The organism is Chryseobacterium polytrichastri (assembly GCF_900142445.1).
GTDB lineage: Bacteria > Bacteroidota > Bacteroidia > Flavobacteriales > Weeksellaceae > Chryseobacterium > Chryseobacterium polytrichastri.
The window spans coordinates 1-18266 of record NZ_FRAV01000049.1; the positions used below are offsets into that span (position 1 = coordinate 1).

16 protein-coding genes are annotated in these 18266 nt (G+C 29.4%); 5 read left to right on the forward strand and 11 right to left on the reverse strand.

All coding sequences use genetic code 11. The features are described from left to right. Window positions 1-583 precede the first annotated feature (583 nt). The 10 genes from BUB80_RS20850 to BUB80_RS24155 form a co-directional block, all read right to left on the reverse strand. Window positions 584-1663: a hypothetical protein gene (locus tag BUB80_RS20850; RefSeq protein ID WP_073297330.1), complete on the reverse strand. Its 1080-nt coding sequence runs from the start codon at window positions 1661-1663 to the stop codon at window positions 584-586. A gap of 164 nt (window positions 1664-1827) precedes the next feature. Next, the gene (locus BUB80_RS20855; protein ID WP_073297333.1) at window positions 1828-3126 is read right to left on the reverse strand and encodes an HlyD family secretion protein; all 1299 of its coding nucleotides are present in this window, start codon (window positions 3124-3126) and stop codon (window positions 1828-1830) included. 36 nt (window positions 3127-3162) lie between these two features. After that, window positions 3163-3357 (reverse strand): bacteriocin-like protein, encoded by a 195-nt coding sequence (locus tag BUB80_RS20860; RefSeq protein ID WP_083547330.1) that lies wholly within the window; start codon window positions 3355-3357, stop codon window positions 3163-3165. Window positions 3358-3383: 26 nt separating this feature from the next. Further along, on the reverse strand, window positions 3384-3608 hold the full coding sequence (locus tag BUB80_RS20865; RefSeq protein WP_073297336.1) for a bacteriocin-like protein: 225 nt from the start codon (window positions 3606-3608) through the stop codon (window positions 3384-3386). Between the two features lie 84 nt (window positions 3609-3692). Continuing rightward, window positions 3693-5885 carry a peptidase domain-containing ABC transporter gene (locus BUB80_RS20870; RefSeq protein ID WP_073297339.1) on the reverse strand — a complete coding sequence of 731 codons (2193 nt, stop codon included), beginning with the start codon at window positions 5883-5885 and terminating at the stop codon, window positions 3693-3695. Window positions 5886-5982: 97 nt separating this feature from the next. After that, on the reverse strand, window positions 5983-6168 hold the full coding sequence (locus BUB80_RS23455) for a bacteriocin-like protein (RefSeq protein ID WP_139262833.1): 186 nt from the start codon (window positions 6166-6168) through the stop codon (window positions 5983-5985). A gap of 21 nt (window positions 6169-6189) precedes the next feature. Beyond that, window positions 6190-6366 (reverse strand): bacteriocin-like protein, encoded by a 177-nt coding sequence (locus BUB80_RS23735; protein ID WP_175549638.1) that lies wholly within the window; start codon window positions 6364-6366, stop codon window positions 6190-6192. Window positions 6367-6428: 62 nt separating this feature from the next. Next, window positions 6429-7979 carry a thioredoxin domain-containing protein gene (locus tag BUB80_RS20875; RefSeq protein ID WP_073297342.1) on the reverse strand — a complete coding sequence of 517 codons (1551 nt, stop codon included), beginning with the start codon at window positions 7977-7979 and terminating at the stop codon, window positions 6429-6431. A gap of 72 nt (window positions 7980-8051) precedes the next feature. Further along, entirely contained in the window at window positions 8052-8882 is an 831-nt protein-coding gene (locus BUB80_RS20880; RefSeq protein ID WP_073297345.1) for a GLPGLI family protein, read from the reverse strand. A 58-nt stretch (window positions 8883-8940) separates the two neighbouring features. Further along, a complete protein-coding gene (locus tag BUB80_RS24155; protein ID WP_449384808.1) occupies window positions 8941-9135 on the reverse strand; it encodes a bacteriocin-like protein in 195 nt (64 codons plus the stop codon). Between the two features lie 324 nt (window positions 9136-9459). Between BUB80_RS24155 and BUB80_RS20885 the strand changes: the two genes are divergently transcribed. From BUB80_RS20885 to BUB80_RS20900, 5 genes are all read left to right on the forward strand, one after another. After that, window positions 9460-11178 carry a helix-turn-helix domain-containing protein gene (locus BUB80_RS20885; RefSeq protein ID WP_175549639.1) on the forward strand — a complete coding sequence of 573 codons (1719 nt, stop codon included), beginning with the start codon at window positions 9460-9462 and terminating at the stop codon, window positions 11176-11178. 191 nt (window positions 11179-11369) lie between these two features. Then, on the forward strand, window positions 11370-11504 hold the full coding sequence (locus tag BUB80_RS24015; protein WP_262484449.1) for a hypothetical protein: 135 nt from the start codon (window positions 11370-11372) through the stop codon (window positions 11502-11504). Window positions 11505-11514: 10 nt separating this feature from the next. After that, the gene (locus tag BUB80_RS20890) at window positions 11515-13764 is read left to right on the forward strand and encodes a CocE/NonD family hydrolase (RefSeq protein WP_073297350.1); all 2250 of its coding nucleotides are present in this window, start codon (window positions 11515-11517) and stop codon (window positions 13762-13764) included. A 16-nt stretch (window positions 13765-13780) separates the two neighbouring features. Continuing rightward, window positions 13781-15904, forward strand: a complete 2124-nt coding sequence (locus BUB80_RS20895; RefSeq protein ID WP_228433908.1) for a lantibiotic dehydratase family protein — start codon at window positions 13781-13783, stop codon at window positions 15902-15904. A gap of 76 nt (window positions 15905-15980) precedes the next feature. Continuing rightward, entirely contained in the window at window positions 15981-16817 is an 837-nt protein-coding gene (locus BUB80_RS20900) for a thiopeptide-type bacteriocin biosynthesis protein (RefSeq protein WP_073297353.1), read from the forward strand. A gap of 400 nt (window positions 16818-17217) precedes the next feature. Here the strand turns inward: BUB80_RS20900 and BUB80_RS20905 are convergent, their stop codons facing one another. Next, window positions 17218-18174 carry a DUF3810 domain-containing protein gene (locus tag BUB80_RS20905; RefSeq protein WP_317043915.1) on the reverse strand — a complete coding sequence of 319 codons (957 nt, stop codon included), beginning with the start codon at window positions 18172-18174 and terminating at the stop codon, window positions 17218-17220. Window positions 18175-18266: the final 92 nt, after the last annotated feature.

Sequence of the window (18266 nt, forward strand, 5' to 3'; positions counted from 1 at the left end):
ATGTAGAATTTGGTTTTCTTCTTCAAATTTTACAATCTCAAAATATTCAATCAACAGTTCAGGTAAAAATAATTTAAGCAGTTCGGCATCATTTAGCATTATACAAAAATAGCATTTTTTATTTTCTCCCCAACTTTTGAGACTGATCCATATTAGGTAATTATCCTTCCAGATTGTAATAACTGATAGCTTTGTGTTTTAGCGGATTTTTACTCCATTCTTCCCATTTTCCAGTATAAGGGCTATAACCATATTTTAAAGACTTAGAAGTATCAAGTATTTCAACAATATGTGTACGTTTCGTATAAGCTCTATAATCGGTGCATATATGACGAAATTCACAATCTTTACAGACTTATATATGGTCCTTTGTAATATTCCAATATTTTTTAAAGTCTTTGTATTGTAAGGCTTGTTCTAGTGTTGTTTCTTTTATATTTCCGAAGCTGTTTAGTATTGAAGGATAGCTGCAGATATTCCTATTTTTATTTAGGGGTATTTTTTATGAAGATAAGTGACTTCTTTTTATATTCACTTAAAAATTCAAAGATGCTGAAAGAATAGCAAAGTATCATTCTTTGCACTAATTTATAAAATTATTTAATTTTATAAAGTGCTTTTTTAGAGCATCAGCATCACTTGATTTTTCTATTGCACTACTAGAAATTGGCATTCGGGATAATTGATAATCCTTATTTTTTAAGTAAAATACTTTCTTTTTTAACTCAGAATCTAAATCACATAATCCAATTTTTTGTCTATTCTCATTGATTTTTTTTACCATTTTTAGTGCATCCTCATTTCTGTTTTCCGGAAAAAACCAAGTATGCACATAGCAGCAATCTTTGGTAGCTGTTTTTTTTAGTACTTGATCTCTAAGAGGATCAGAACTACCATTGTTTATTTGAAATTCTAAAATATCAAAATGTTTAGAAGAAAAATTGTCTGTGCCATTATTTAGGTCTAAAAGAAAAGCGGCATTTTCAGGAATAATTTTACCTTTGTTTAATGCTTTATTGAGTTCTTCTGAAAAATTTACTTTTTGAGAACTATATTTATTTGTAATTAGTTGATGCCATATAATCAAATAAAATTCTTGAAAAGAAGTATCCCCACCCATATTTATTCCTAGATTATACTCATTAGGGAAACCTTTTTTTTGAATTAATTTTAAAAGACTAAGGGAAGCTATGCTATCCCCTTTAGTTAATTCTTTTTGATATTTGGCATAATCCCTATTAGAAAGTTTTCTCGTGTATTGATCAATATTATATAATGAGTCAAGAGCTTTTTTATATTCATTATCAAACTTATTGCGACATTTCTGTTCTTTGAAATGAGCATGATTAAAAAAAATATTTTTAAAGTCATCCTTAAAAGGATATCCTAGGCATTTTAATGAATTATACTGTGCAAAAGAATTCTCATATTCTTTCATTCTTAATCCTACTTGCATACTATTGTAGATATCTTTTGCTGGCGGCTCACTAATTAATATAAAGGCTGAATTATAAAACTCATTTGCATTTTTTAAGTTACTAGTGATGATACTATTTTCTGCTTTATTTATTAAATCGTAATATTCTATCAGTTTTTTATCAGTCAATTCAATTGTTTGTGAATGTAGTGAACAACTTAAAAGAACTATTAGTATATACTTCATATTGATTAAATTAAATGGTCTGTTACTTGCTTTTTTATTTATCTTGAGAATATTGTTACGCCCAAATAGTGCTAGAGTTGCTTCTTTTAGAGGCTGATTTTTTAAGTTAGTCGTCTTTAGTAACTTCTCTTTTTTGCAATAATAAAAATCACAATGTATATTTTTTAACTTTGATATCCCAATAATTTTCTAATCTGGTAGAAGAACCTTTCAATAAGTCTTAAATCCTGAGTTACAATTTCAGCGCTTCCTCTCAATTCTTTATCAAAAACTAAGGTTTTATTATAACTTGTTTTTAAACCTTTAGGAAGAACAACATCTACATAATAATTTCCTTTGTCATCCGAAGAAAGAGAAATATTTTGAACTCTACCTTCTACAATACCATATTCCTGGAAACGATAGTTGTCAAGTTTAATTAAAACTTTTTCTCCCTGAATTATTTTCCCTGAGTTTATTGCCGGTACAGACATTCTTCCTACTAATTTATCCTTGTTTTTTGGTAGAATGGATAAAATAGCTTCACCAGTTTTTACGAACTGATTTTCCCCAAAAAACTGCTGGAAACTAGCGACCCCATCTGTAGATGAAATCACCAAATAGTTTTGCTCCCATTGCTTTAGAGACTTTCTTAATTGCTCAAATAATTGCAATGTTTGTGAAGAATAGTTGATTTTGTCTTTTTCTGTATTGATGACGGTACCGCTTTTTGTTCTATTAACATTAGAAATACTTTCTTCCATTTGTGATAATGAAATGTTGATGTTTTCTAAATTTTGTTGAGCCTGCAGATATTTAATTTTTTCATTTTCAAGTTCCATTGCAGCAATGACTCCCTGATTGAATAATTCCTGTGAACGCTGATAGCTTTTCTTTGTAATCTCATATTTTGCTTGTTCCAGGCTTTTCTGCTGTTTCATCGTTAAGATTCTCATTCTATATTCAGAAAGGCTTTGATTTGCAGCCAAACTTTCAGGTGCATAAGGTTGCAGCCTTGTAAAGAGTTCTTCGTCCTGAAAAGCTTTTGCAAAGTTATTATAATCACCTTGTAATTCACCCAGCTTAAAGTGTGAACTCTGTTGTACCGGAAATGAACGTAGCTGATTCGGAGCAATAGAATCTACCAACTTTTTAAGCTCTAAAATATCTTTGTAATTGGCTGCAGACTGCATGACCATTAACACCTCATTCTTTTTGACTTCCTGATGGTCTTTAATAAATATTTTTTCAATTTTGGTACTTATTCTTGCCTCAAGTTTTTCCGGAGGGTTTTGTGAGGTTACCACAATAGGTGCCGGGATAAATTCCGGGTATTTTATTATATAGCTCATGACTAAAATAAGCAATAGTATAATAAAAATAATAGTATTTCCCCAGCGGATCATCCAGTGGGGTGGTTGTGTAAGAATGTCCTGAACACTTTCAGAACGTAATTGGATGTTATCTAGAATATCTTCTTTCATAATTCAATATAAAAATCCCCCGAAGGGGAATCTATTTTACATAGGACAGTATCCGTCCCATTCAGCTGGCGGATTTGTATCAGAATCTGGTGGGCACGCAAAATGATGCACTCTGCAAGACATCCAGCTACCATTACACCAAGATCCGCAGCAATTACTCCCAATTGGGGTAATTGCTCCTCCGCTAATGTTAGCTAAAGATTGTCTTGAAATTTTTTTCAAATTTTTCATAATTAATAAATAGTTTTAACTAATTATTAAAAGTCAGGTGCACAAAGCTCTGGAGTATAAGAACTCATATGTATACATGACCCAAATTTAGGACAGAACATTAGTTCATTACATCCGCAATCTACAGGTTCTCCCGGAACAGGATTTGTTGGAAGAGTCTCTTGACAACCTCCTGAACCAATTCCAGAACCAGGTCCACTTCCTTTAAATGATTTTAATGCTTCTCTTGAGATTTTTTTTAGATTTTTCATAGTAATTTAAATGTATTTTTTCCTACTCTGTAAGCTTTTCGGATACCGCTTTTATGATTTGTTTTTGATTTCTTTTTATTGAAATTAGTTTCCTAATTCTAATTGATTTTTTACCAGTCTGTAATATTCGCCTTTTAAGGCTACCAGTTCTGTATGGCTACCTTCTTCCACGACGTTTCCTTTATCTAAAACAATAATTTTATCTGCGTGTTTTACAGTGGAAAGTCTATGTGCAATTACAATAGCTGTCTTCCCTTTAAAAAATTGTTCCAGATTTTCCATAATGATTTTCTCATTATTGGCATCTAAAGCTGATGTGGCTTCATCAAAGAAAATATATTCCGGAGATTTATAAACAGCTCTTGCAATAAATAGTCTTTGTTTTTGTCCTCCACTTACTCCCAAACCTTCATTACCAATTTTAGTATTATAGCTTAATGGCAAGCCTTCAATAAATTCTTTAATATTTGCAATTTCTACCGCTTTTCGTAATTTCTGTTTATCGATGTAATCTTCACCAACTCCAATATTATTGGCAATAGTATCATTGAAGACATATCCTTCCTGCATTACCACTCCACATTGATCTCGCCAAAATCTTGGGGATACATTCTTTAGTTTTGTATTTCCTATTTTAATATCACCATCATTAGGCTCATAAAATTTCATTAATAGTTTTAAAAGCGTCGTTTTTCCACTTCCACTGGCTCCAACGATAGCTGTTGTTTTTTGGAATGGAATATTTAAGTTTAAATTTTCAAAAACAAAAGCGTCAGAGCCAACGTATCTGAACGACATGTCTTTAATTTCTATATCCTTTTGAGGTATTTCGGCAACATATTGTTCTTCTTTATTTTCTTCATCATCTTTATCGTGAATTTCACCTAGCCTTTCAAGGGAGATTTTAGCATCCTGAAATTGTTTAATGAAATCAATAAGTTGTAAAAGTGGACTGTTAAGTTGTCCAATAATATATTGAACCGAAAGCATCATCCCTAAAGTAAGATTTCCTTCCAATACCAATTTGGCAGAAAGAAAGCTTACAAGGATATCTTTCATTTGATTAATGAAATTTCCTCCAACAGATTGCCATTGTTCTAAGGATAGAGATTTGATTCTGATCTTAAATAATTTTACCTGTAAAAATTCCCAGTCCCAACGTTTTTGTTTTTCAGCGTTATGCATTTTAATTTCCTGCATTCCGTTGATAAGTTCAATCACTTTACTTTGCTCCTGAGAAACTTGTGAAAATCTCTTATAATCGAGTTCTTTTCTTTTATTAAGGAAGAAAGTAATCCAACCTATATACATTACTGCACCTACTAAATACACTACGAAAAGTCTGTAATCATAGAATAATAGTACAATACTGAAAATAATAAGATTTACCAGAGAGAATAGGGTATTTAAAGATGAGCTTGTTAAAAGTTGTTCTATTCTGTGATGATCGTTAATACGCTGCATAATATCTCCGGTCATTCTAGTATCAAAGAAACTTATAGGAAGTTTCATGAGCTTGATAAAGAAATCTGAAATAATGGAAATATTAATTCTGGCAGAAAGGTGGAGCAGGATCCAGCTTCTTATTATTTCAATCCCCATTCTGCCTAAGAAAAGCATGACTTGGGCTAATAAGACAACATAGATGAAATTCAGATCCTGATTTTGTATTCCGACATCTACGATACTTTGTGTAAGGAATGGAAAAATTAATGATAATAAACTTCCTGCTAAAAGACCAACGGCTAATTGAGCAACTAAAGATTTATATTTTAATAAGTATTTTGAAAGGAAAGTGAAACTGGCCTTACTTTCTTGGTCATCAAATTCAGTCTGAAAGAATGCAGGAGTTGTTTCTAAAATAAGAACGATCCCTTCTTCTGTTTTTTCGGTTGCATTTTCACCAATCCACAATTTGATGAACTCCTCTCTTGAATAAGTAATGAGCCCATAACTTGGATCTGAAATATATACTTTATTATTTTTATCAATTTTATAAACGACTACAAAATGATTTTTGTTCCAGTGTACAATGCAGGGAAAGGGAACTTCCTCTGTAAGGGTTTCAAAATCAATTTGAACACCTAACGAACGAAAACCGAGGTCTTCAGCAGCATCGCTTAAGCCTAAAAGGCTACTTCCTTCTCTTGTAGTCTCAGAGAGGTTACGGATTTGTTGTAAGGAAATGCTTTTTCCATAATGTTTGCTTACGATACGAAGACATGTAGGGCCGCAATCCTTGGAGTCAGGTTGGCGGTAAAAAGGAAAAGTTTTCAACTTCAATTATCTATCTATTTGTTTACAATAAGTTGCCGCCAAAATGAAGCGGCAACTTTTCTCTTATGTTTAAAAGTATATTGACTTTTAATGATGGTTAGTAGCAATATCTATTGCAATAACGTATGCAGAAATTAAAATCTGGGTCTGAAAAAGTAGCTTCACAAGCTGCTAATGTAGAAAAGCATGCAGTAGATGATGCTTGCCCTCTTGCACATTCTTCTGTGATTCCACCTTTTACTGTCTTAAGATTCTCTCTTGAAAGTTTTCGTAGGTTTTTCATGATGTGAAATTTTTGTGATAATTAATCTGCAGGATAATATGTACACAGGTAGGTCGAAGGGCTTGCTCCTGCAATCGTTCGGCATGCACCATTTGAGCAACACCAGCCTGACCCGCAATCTCCATCTAGTGGACACATTCTAAGACCTCCTTTAATCGTTTTTAAATTTTCTCTTGATACTTTTTTTAAATTTTTCATAGTAATAGATTTTAGTGTTTCCTACTCTTTTAAAGCTTTTCGGATAACGCTTTTAATTTTTCCTAAGATAGTGAATTTTCATAATTGTGAAATAATTTTCTTTCAAATTCCTCGTCTTCTATTAAATCGGTAATAAAGTACCAAATATCTTCACGATCATATTTTTGCGGAAACTGATATCCATTAATAATGAATACTGGTGTAAAGTTTAATCCTGCGCTACTATTTTCAACTGACATTTGTACCAGAGGATCCAGATTTTCATTATTAGATGTTGTTCCAGCTATTTGTCGGATGCTATTTTCATCTTTGTTCTCAAACCAAGTATCTACCGATTTCAAAAATTCTTTTTCTGGTTTGTTATTATAAATATGAGTGAAATCTGAAATTAAATTCGTGAATTTTTCATTGGCTCTTTCAGGAGTATAATTGAATCTTATTTGCGCTGAAATCTGATTAGGATATCTTTCTAATAATTGCTCTGTTATTTTATGAGCATCTTTACAAAAACCACAGTAAGGGTTTGAAACGATTGAAATATGAAGTTTGGCATTTTTGTTTCCTAATGAAAAAGTTTCATTATCATTAAATTCAATTTTTTCGTTTTCTGTAAGCTCTCTTTTGAATAGATCGTAATTTCTTTTGAATCTTAGATTTTTAGCATTAGATTTTTGCAAGGTTTCCTTTTCTTGAAGTAAATTATTTAAAAATAAAACCACTGAGAAAGAAGATAGCCATAATACAATACTTAATAAAAGTACTTTAGGATCAAAAGCGATGTTTCCAAAAAGGAAAGTACTGATGATGATTTGTGCAACAAGAACAGATATAATTATGAGACACACTCTGCAAAATGTTTTTTCTACAAAAGCTTGTACATATACTGAATAACCGATTGCTATAAGAGATGCACAAGTAAAACCTTTAATTATAAATCCTGTGCTAGGTAAAAATAATCCTAAAACAGCGATTCCGATAAAATAAATAAGAGAAAAATCTGAAAATTTAAGCCCAAGAATACTCGTTTTGTCTTGGTTAATAATTTTATTACATGAATTTACATTTTGAGTAGCTGAAGCGCCACCACCACAAATACTTCCAATGACAGCTGATGTATTGCCAAATTTTTGGTTAAAAATTTCAAGAGAAATGTAGACACCGATTATGGATAATAGATTGAAAATAGCCTCGAACCAAGAATGGTTCAGTATAGAATAAATGAGGATAATTCCTAAAACGGCATAAATGAATGGTTTAAAGTTTAGAGCCGATTTATTTTCGGCTTTCTCGTCTTTTTCAAAAAGCAGTACAAAGTCGGTTGAATTTTTATGAAGTTCTTCTTTATTTAAAGTTTTTGCTTTATCCGAATATACGGAGTACTGAGCTCCGGCTTTTTTTACAAGAGAAAAAGAATTATCTACAATGGCAATAAATTCTTCAGGCAGTTCATCCCAGTATTCTTTATCTAATTCGTAGGCATCATTCTTCACTCCCATAAAGTTCAGGGTATCACTAAAAGCCAATGCTGAAGGGTAATTTGGATGAGAGTTAAACTGAAAAATAAATTCCTGTTTATCAAGTTTAAGATAGTTGATTAGTTTATCAAAAGTCATGTTAATATTTTTAACTAAAATACACAGATGTTTTGAAAAAACAAATGTTTTTCTTGAAATGGTGAGTTATATTTATTTTTTAGGATATTTTACAGCTCTGTCTAATTCAATAGGATTATAATATCTTTTAATATCTAATTGATACTGTGATTTTATTTCGTTTAATCCTTCTATAGTTTTAATTTTCTTATCGTATATTTCCAGTTGCCAATCTTGATTTTTCATATTTTCAAATTCACTAAAAGGATTACCATATACATTTAATAGAAGTTTTTGATATTTGGATAAATTAATTTTGATAGCATCATCTCCAAGGTTAGTTTCTACAACATTATGTGTGTCAAATTCGGAATCCAATTTCTTAAAAGAAATTAAGTTATAACTGAAATTATTTCTAGTGTCTAATAACTGCATAATTAATCCAGGTAGACCTCTAAATTTATATGGGCCTTCGGCAATCGGAATTTCTGTAGAAAACCAAGCTATCCATTTTCTACCTCCCCAATTAGTTTCTGCTTTTTGTAATTTATAAATATTATAGTTTTTTATAGAATCTGATATTTTCCATTTCATTTCATCTGACGAAGAAAAAGTATAATATCTATCATCTACATTTACAAAATTTTCATTTGCAAAGCTTCCTGAATTTCTTTTAATAATTTGCTGTAAAGGAATTGAGAATGCTACTCTTTTATTTATTTTTATAAGAGAATCAAATTTCAATTGTTTCTGAAAATAAAATTTAGTGTATTGTTTTTGCAAATCTAAAACCATATTCATAGTAGTGTAATTTGTACTACTAGAATCTCTTTTATAATCAAATTTATAAAGAGCTCTATAATTTTGAGAATAAAAATGATTTAGTAGAAATAGGAATAGTAAAATGGTGCTTTTTTTTATCATTATTTTTATTTAAAAGTACTGATAAAAACTTAATTTTTATCAGTACTAGATTTTGCTATTAGCAGATTGATTGTGCTAAACTTTGTGCGCAATCACAATTTCCAAGTGTATCAGTTGCACATGATCTTAAACCATTTTTACACGTAACACATCTTGTACAGCTTTTTTCACCAACTGAATTATCCATTTGAAAAGGGCCAGACCCTGCAACGTTTTTTAGATTATTTCTTGATAGTTTCTTGAAGTTTTTCATTTTCTGAATTTTTAAATTTAATAATTTGTATTGTCATATAATCCCTGACATGGGATGTTTGCTGATCAGCGGATATATTTACTTTTTATACTGTACACATATAAAAAATAAATAGTTGTGTTTTTACCCAGAGCAAAGATGCAGAAGATCGGATGGTGAAAAAAGTAAAGCCTCTCGTGATTGATAAATTTCGGGTGGGATTTAGTCGATTTTGATAAAAATTGGATTTAGTTTTTTTTTCATAAACAATTGTGTATTAGTACTTTGTTGTGAATGTTATTTGAAACGATAAAAAAATGTATTTTTGCATTTGAAAACACACATATGCATAAATTTTGCCTCATTTTTATATTAATTCTTTGTCAGAACTTATACCTTTCTCAAAGTATTAAAGGGTTTCGTATACCAGATTCTTTAAAAGCTAAAGATTTTAAGCAATTAGAGAGCGCTTATAACAAGGTATTCCGAATAGACAATAATAAAGCAGAATTATATGCAAATACAATTTTGAGTAAAGGGAAAAAAGAAAATAATAATAATCAGATATATGATGGCTATTATAAAATAGCTTATATAAAAGGATTAGAATCCCGAAGTGGCTATCCATATTCAGATACTTTATTGAGTATTACGCGAAATATTAATACAAAAGAATATCCAGCAAAGGCTTATATAATAAGAGGGATTTTACTGAACTATGAGTTTAAGTATAATGAAGCCTTGAATAATTATATTGAGGCGCAAAATTTATCTAAAAATAAAAATCCTGATCAGTTTTATTACATTAAGAAACTAATAGGAATCCTGAAAGCGGCAACTGATGAAAATGAAGAAGCGCTTCCTCTTTTCTTGGAATATTATAATTACCAGAAGCAAAAGTTAAATACCAACGATAGGGATATTAAAAGCTATATAGGCTCAATCTTTTCTGTTTCTAATGCCTATACAAAGATTAAAGACTATAAGCGATGTAAGTTTTATAATAATATTGGAATTGAAGAGTGTAAAAAATATAATGATTACACACATTATCCATATTTTATAATGTCAGAAGGGATTACAGATTACTATTTGAAAAACTATAATGCAGCGTCCGAAAATCTTTTGAAAATCGAAGAGAAACTTTTGAAGAATAGAGATGTAGGAAATTTGTCAATTCTATATTATTATTTAGGAAAGATTAATTATGATAATAAAAAAGAGAAAGAGGCAATAAGTTTTCTTATCAAATCAGATTCTTTATCTTTTGCTTCAAATGATTTTATACCAATAACAAGAGATAGGTACGAGATTTTAATAGATTACTATAAAAATAAGGAAGATAATAAAAATCAGCTAAAATTTATTAATAAGCTATTCTATGCAGATAGTATAATGAATAATAGCAGACAATATTTATCAAAAGAAATATATAAGAAGTATGATACTCCAATTTTACTTGAGCAGAAAGAAAAATTAATAGCAGATTTAGATAAAAAAAATTTTTTACTGTATTGGGTGTTGGGTATAGGTTTAATAATTATATGCATACTGATATATGTTTATACAAAAAATAAGAAAAAAATAAAAGAGTATCAAAAACAAGCTGAAATTTTATTAAAAAAATCAAAAGATCATACATCAGAAGCATCTAAAAATATAATAACAAAACAACATACTGTTAAAGAAGAAAAAACTAAAAGTATTTTGTCTGATGAAAAACTGCAGCATATAAAACTACAGTTGGAAAAATTTGAAAATAGTAATGGCTTTTTACGAAAAAATATTACAGTAGACATTTTAGCAAAAGACTTTAACACAAATCGTGATTACATCTCGAAATCTGTAAATGAACTTAAAGAGAAAAATTTTTCTCAATATATTAATGAGCTAAGAATTAATTATATTATTGAACAATTAAATACAAATGAGAAGCTAAGAAAGTTTACAATTTCTGCGATTGCAGATGAGGCAGGATATAATAATTCAGAATCTTTTTCTAATGCATTTAAAAAAACAACCAATACTTTACCTTCTTATTATATCAAATTACTTCAAAAGTAATTTTGTTTTAATTTGTTTATTATAAGTTGTTTGTGTTTTTTAGTACAACGAAATTGGTAAATTCCGAGATAGATATTTTGGCCTGTATAAATAAGTAATACTATTTTTGTGATTAGAATTAATTTAATATTTAATACAATGAAAAAGCAAAAATGCACAGAAAAAAAATGTCATTAAACAAATTACAAATGGTGAAAATTAATAAGGGTTTAAATTCTATTAAAGGTGGCGGAGGTATCTATGCTTTTGATAATGGAGATAATCAAACAGTTTTGGACAATACAGACACTCATCCAAAGGGGCAAAATGGAGGTATCCAAAATTAACCATTTTTAAATGAAAAAATTCTTTATTATATACTTTATCGGTCTTTTTAGTTTTACTTTTTCTCAAAAAATAAGTTTAAAGGAGGTTAGCCATGCGGAGAACTTAAATGCAGAAAGTATTGCTAAATATTTAGCAAGAAAACTTGAAGCTAACTATAAAGAAAAAGATAAAGCAGCATATTATGATACTCTTTTCAGGCTTAATATAATTAATGAAAATTATGATTTGGCTCTTTCCGAGATTGATTCTCTTAGAAATATTTATATAAAAATAAATCCTGCATTAACAATGTCAACAGGAAGTCAGTTTGAAATCTATATAAATACTGTCAAAAGAAATCCTACTGAAAAAGATTTCGATAAAGTATATGAAGAAGAGTTTAGGCGAAAATATAATGCAGCTTCTTTAAAGTCTCAAATATTATTTCCTCAATATTTCATTTATAATGAAATACAAACGAAAAAAGAAATTGACGAAATAATAAAAAAAAGTTTAAAAACAGATAGTATTGAGGTTAACGATGCGATAACGCTTTGTAGACGATATAATACATATAATGTTGGAAAAAAAACATTTGTCTTAGGAAGTCGTTTAGTGAAAGAATTAGAGAAAGAAGAGTTTATAATTTATGATAGTATTAAAATTAATACTAAAAACAATAATATCCTTACTTTATCTGTAGTATTGAGTAAAAAGAATAAAGAGCAATTACAAAATACAGTTCTTATAAATACGATATATTCAGATGAAAGAAATATTAATGACGCAAAAGAATTTGCAGTTAATGGATTTGCTGGTGTAATTTTAAATACAAGAGGCAAATATTTAAGCCCGAATTCTATTGAGCCATTTGAACATGAAGCTGAAGATATAAATGAAGCTATTAGTTGGATTGTGAAGCAATCTTGGAGCAATGGGAAAGTAGGTATGATTGGAGGTAGTTATTTAGGATTCAGCCAATGGGCAGCTACAAAAAAGTTTAATCCGGCTTTAAAAACAATAATACCACAAGCGGCAGTCGGAATAGGAACAATGGATTTTCCTATGAAGAATAATATATTTACATCCTACGCTTTGCGCTGGTTGAATTATGTAACGAATACAAAATTGACCGATTATGCAGATTTTAATAATGTAGAAAAATGGGATTCTATTTATAAGAATTGGTATCAAAGTGGTAAGCCTTTTAGAGAATTAGATTCTATATCAGGAAAATCAAATGTAATCTTTCAAAAATGGCTTACTCATCCTAATTATGACGAGTATTGGAAAAATATGGTTCCTTATAAAAAAGATTTTTCTAAAATTAATATTCCTATTTTAACTATCACAGGATATTATGATTCAGATCAATTAGGAGCGCTCTATTATTTTAAGGAGCATCAAAAGTATAATCAAAATGCCAATCATTATCTAATTATTGGTCCATATAATCATTCCGGAGCACAAGGAAACATACAAAGTAATCTAAAAGGTTATAAGATTGATTCTATTGCGAATATAGATTTAAATAAGATTTGTATTGAATGGTTTAATTATACATTGAAAGACAGTAAAAAACCTGCTTTCTTAAAAAATAAGATTAATTATGAGGTTATGGGCTTAAATCAGTGGAAAAGTACTAATTCTATAAATACCTTTGATAAAGATAATCTGAAGTTTTATTTAGAAAATAGGAATAATAATTTATTATTATCTGGCTTATATTCAGACTCTAAAGATTCATCCTTATTAAAAATAGATTATAAAGATAGATCAGATGCAGATGATTTATTAAAATTAAAGTATGATGTAGTTGAAGATAAAATATACAATAAAAATAATTTGATATTTTCTACAAATACTTTTGAAAAGCCTTTTGAGTTTTCTGGTAATTTTTCAGGAAAAATTAAATTTTCAGTCAATAAAAAAGATGTAGATTTATATGCTTATTTGTATGAATTAATGCCTAATGGAAAATATTTTCTGTTATCAACATATTTAGGCAGAGCGAGCTATAATAAAAATAGCGAAAAGCGAAAATTACTTACACCAAATAAAAAAGAAGTTATTTCAATTAATAATAATGAATTTGTAAGTAAAAGAATTGAAAAAGGAAGTAAACTTGTTTTAGTTATAGGAACAGTTAAAAGTCCTTTTTGGCAAGTAAATTACGGTACAGGAAAAGATGTGAGTGATGAAACTATTGCAGATGCTAAAGAGCCATTAGAGATAAAATTTTATAATGATAGCTATATAGAGATTCCTGTATTAAGATAAACCACAAAAAAATAAAATGTCCCGTTTCCCGTATAATTTCTTCGAAGAGTACATATTTCGTACTCCTTTATTTTCGCGAAAAAACTTTTATGATCAATTTAATAAAGAGATATTATCGGAAAATGAGTTAAGAGAAATCTGTAGTCATTCTGTTTTTCAGGAAGCTATTTATTTGGCGTCACCTTATTTATATGAAGAACTCAATCTTTGGCTACATTCAGAAAAAGACCTAACACAAAAACAACATAAAAAACTAATAAATACCATACTGAAATACTATGGCCGAATGAGTACACGTTGTACGCCATTCGGCTTGTTTTCAGGAGTTGGGTTAGGTAAATTTAGCAAAGATAAATCGATACTAAGAATTCAATCTTCAACTCCGACAGGCTTAGCAAGGGATAGAAAACTGGATATGCATTTTTTGGTAGGTCTATCAAAAAAACTAACCTTAATACCAGAAATTAAATGCCAGTTACTTTTCTTTCCTAATAGTAGTATCTATAGAGTAGGAGATAAACTCCGCTATGTAGAATATGAATATCATAATGGGAAAAGAGAGTATATTATTTCATCAGCTCCATTTTCAGAAGAATTAAAAAGAGTTCTTAATTTCTCGTTAGAAGGTAAAACCCTACTTCAGATTTCGGAAATTTTTGTGAATGATGAAATAACATTAGAAGATGCCACTGAATTTATTGAAGAACTTATCGAGAATCAGGTTTTAGTAAGTGAGCTTGAGCCAAATGTTTCGGGAAATGATTTTTTGGATGAAATCATTTCTGTGTTAGGTAGGATAGGTGCTAAGAAAGAAAGTTCTATTTTAAATTCTATAAAAGAAAAGCTGACTGAATTAGATCTGCAGGTTGGAAATTCAATTGCAGATTATGTCGAAATTGAGAAACTCATTCACTCTTTTAAAATCGAATACGAACAAAAATATCTTTTTCAAGCCGACTTATATTTTCAAGGTAAACGCTTTCTTTCAAATCATTGGAAGAAAGAATTGAAAAATGGAATTAGTTTTATTAATAAAATTACCTTACTTCAAAAAGATACTTATCTGAGTAAATTTAAAAAAGCATTTTATGAAAGGTTTGGAACTCAAGAAATGCCTTTGTCGATTGTTTTGGATACTGAGGTTGGAATTGGATATAAACAAGATATTCAATCAAAAGGAGTTCATCCTTATTTAGATGATCTTCAGCTTCCATTTTCTAAGGATCCTCAGGATCTTAACATTACAATAAATCCGATACATAAAATATTAAATGATAAACTGCAGGAAGCCTTACTTGAAAATCAATCTGTAATCGAGTTGTCAGATAATGACTTTAAAGATTTTGATGAGAATTGGGATGATTTGCCTGATACCATATCTTTTATGTCAGAGATTATTTCAGAATCTGGAGCAGAGAAACTTTTACTGGGTGGTGGTGGAGGTAGTAGTGCTGCTAATTTATTAGGAAGGTTTTGTTCTGAGAAAACAGAAGTACAAAATCTTACAAAAAAGATTGTTCAAAAAGAAGAAGTGTTATATCCTGATTATGTTTCTGCGGAAATTATACATTTACCGGAAGCGAGAATTGGTAATATTATAAGAAGACCTACATTAAGAAGATATGAGATTCCTTATTTAGCACAATCAGTTTTACCAAAAGAAAATCAAATTACAGTTGATGACCTTTATATTTCTTTACGAGATAACAGGGTTATATTACGATCTAAAAGGCTAGATAAAGAAGTTAAACCTTATCTTACGAATGCACATAATTACTCCTCAAACTCATTGCCTGTATATCATTTCTTATGTGATTTGTATTCGGAAAATAAGAGAAATGGATTATCTTTTGATTGGGGTAGTTTAAAATATATATATAAATTCCTCCCAAGAATTGAGTATAAAAATATTATTTTATCTAAAGCACAATGGACAATTAATGAAAAGGATATCAATACCTTATTTTTATTGATTGATGATCGACTCCAATTTTTAAGCGAATTGAAAAACTGGAGATCGAAAAGAAAGATGCCATCTTGGGTGCAATGGGTTCAACATGATAATACACTAACGCTGAATTTAGAAAATTTTGATTTTGCCCAACTATTTGTAGAAACGGTAAAAAAAGAAATTCGATAATCATTGAAGAATTTCTATATAATGACAATGATGATTACATGCACCAGTTTGTTTTTTCAATGTATAAAGATAAGTAATGGAAATAGTAAGAAATTATATTCCGGGAAGCGAATGGTTATATCTGAAAATCTATACAGGTATAAAGACTTCGGATATTCTTTTAGAAGAAGCAATCCAACCATTGATAAAATACTTTTTAAATAATGATCTTATAAAAAAATGGTTTTTTATTCGGTATAATGATCCTAAACCGCATTTGAGAATTAGATTTGAATTATCTGATCTTACTTATTACAATGAAATTCTTTCAAAGATTCAGAATACTTTCCGACCTTATACAGAATCTGGAGAAATTGCAAATTTTAGGATAGATTCCTATACTAGGGAATTGGAAAGATATGGTACAGAAACAATGGAAGCTGCCGAGTGTCTTTTTTATGAAAACAGCGATTTTTTCCTAAAAGAATGCTTGCATTTAGACGATGAAGAAAAAATAATCATTTCACTGTTTTATATTGATCAGATATTGGCTCTTTTAAATAGATCCACTCATGACAAGTTATTGTGGATAAAAGATTTTAATGATGGTTTCAAGAAAGAATTTAATGCAGACAAAAATCTAAATAGTCAGCTTGATAAAAAGTATAGACTTTTCAAACCGAAATATATTGAGTTTATTGAATCTGAGGAGTATGATGATTTTAGAGGAAAAGTAGAAGCACATATTCTACAACTTAATCCTATTTTTGAAAATTTAGTTTTCAATACGGTTTCTTCAAAATATTTTTTCCAGAGTATATTTCACATGAATATCAATAGAATGTTTGTGTCTAATCAGAGATTGTTTGAAATGATAATTTATGACTACTTGTTTCGTTATTATAAGACGATTTCTTTTAGTGAACAAAAATAAGTTACACTACAATCTTTCGGTATTTTTAAATTACTTCAGATTTCAATTTAAAGATCTGAAATTATATTTTTATAAAGTAGAGTTATAGTGAATATTTTGTCTTCAATCAAACGTTTGTTTTATTGATTTTATCAAAGTAAAGTAGGTTTAAAAATGTGTTTTTATTAATTTAATAAAGCTTTGTTAATAAGTATTTTAATGGGATTTGAACTCAAGTGAACTTAAAAAATCATAAAATTTTCATAAAGTTTGAAAAAAGAAGTAAAATGTTTTTGTAGTTATAAAATAAATTGTACTTTTACATCGCCTTGAATGAGGGAACAAGTCAAGGTAATAAATTTTTTTTCATCATTTGTGTTTTTAGAATCGTATCGCCTGATACGATTCTTTTGTTTTTTATCTACTTTTCGTAGTTTAATAATAGGTCGATAAAGTAGGAGTAGGTAATAGATCCTTCTTGCTGATTGCTCTTCAAAAATAAATTATTGGTGAAGCCAAAAAAGTCATCCAGCCAACCTTGATGTTTTAGAATGAAACTCTTTTCATAGGATCTGTCTCTTTTCATTCCGGCAGAATAATTCTTAATAATAGATTTTACAAATTCAGGATCATTTTCAACAATAAATCGCAAAAGGCTTTTTAATGTAAAATATTCCGTGCTGTATCTCAATTCTAAATTTTTAGAATGAACTCCAATTAAATAACCTATAAAATTAGCCTCCTGTTCTCTTGCGAAACCTAACTGATGTGAACTTTCATGAGCAGACGTAAAAGGGATGAATGTAGAAGGTAATTCGGCATTGTATTGAGCTTCCGCAGTAAAAGGATTGTAGTATCCTAGGATACCTGTAAAACTCATTACATTCTTAAATAAGCTTGGTTTAAAAGAATTGATTTGTGGAGCTTTTTTATCAGAAATGTATCTTGGTAGTTGCTGTTGCTGGAAAAGGATTTCCTTTTGAATGGTTGGTAAATCTTTTACAACGAAAATTCCATTTTTATCTTCCTGCACTAATGCTCTTGTTGTTTTACATTTTTCAAGATATTGTAAGGCTAGTGTTTTTGCTTTATCTAGATTAGGCTCTTGCTGGTGGGAAAGTTTCTTAATAATTGGAATCTGAAAGTACAACATGCCCCAAAATATCTGATACGTAAAATAAAAGATATTAATAATGATTATAAGTTTTAAAAGAGAACTGCTTCTGCTTTTCTTTTTGAAAGATGTAATAACGAAATATAAAAGGAAAGCGCCCAATAGAATATAAAGCAGATCTCCAGATGAGAAAGGGATCCATGAGAATAAGAGTTGATGTAGACTTTTCTGAAACTCAAAAAAACGTTCGAAAAACGAGATCATCATTTTGGATCTCGAAAAAACATAGAACAAAAGAATTTGGACAACTAAAATAGTTGCCCAAAATTTCTTTTTCTTATAGATTTTTATAGTGT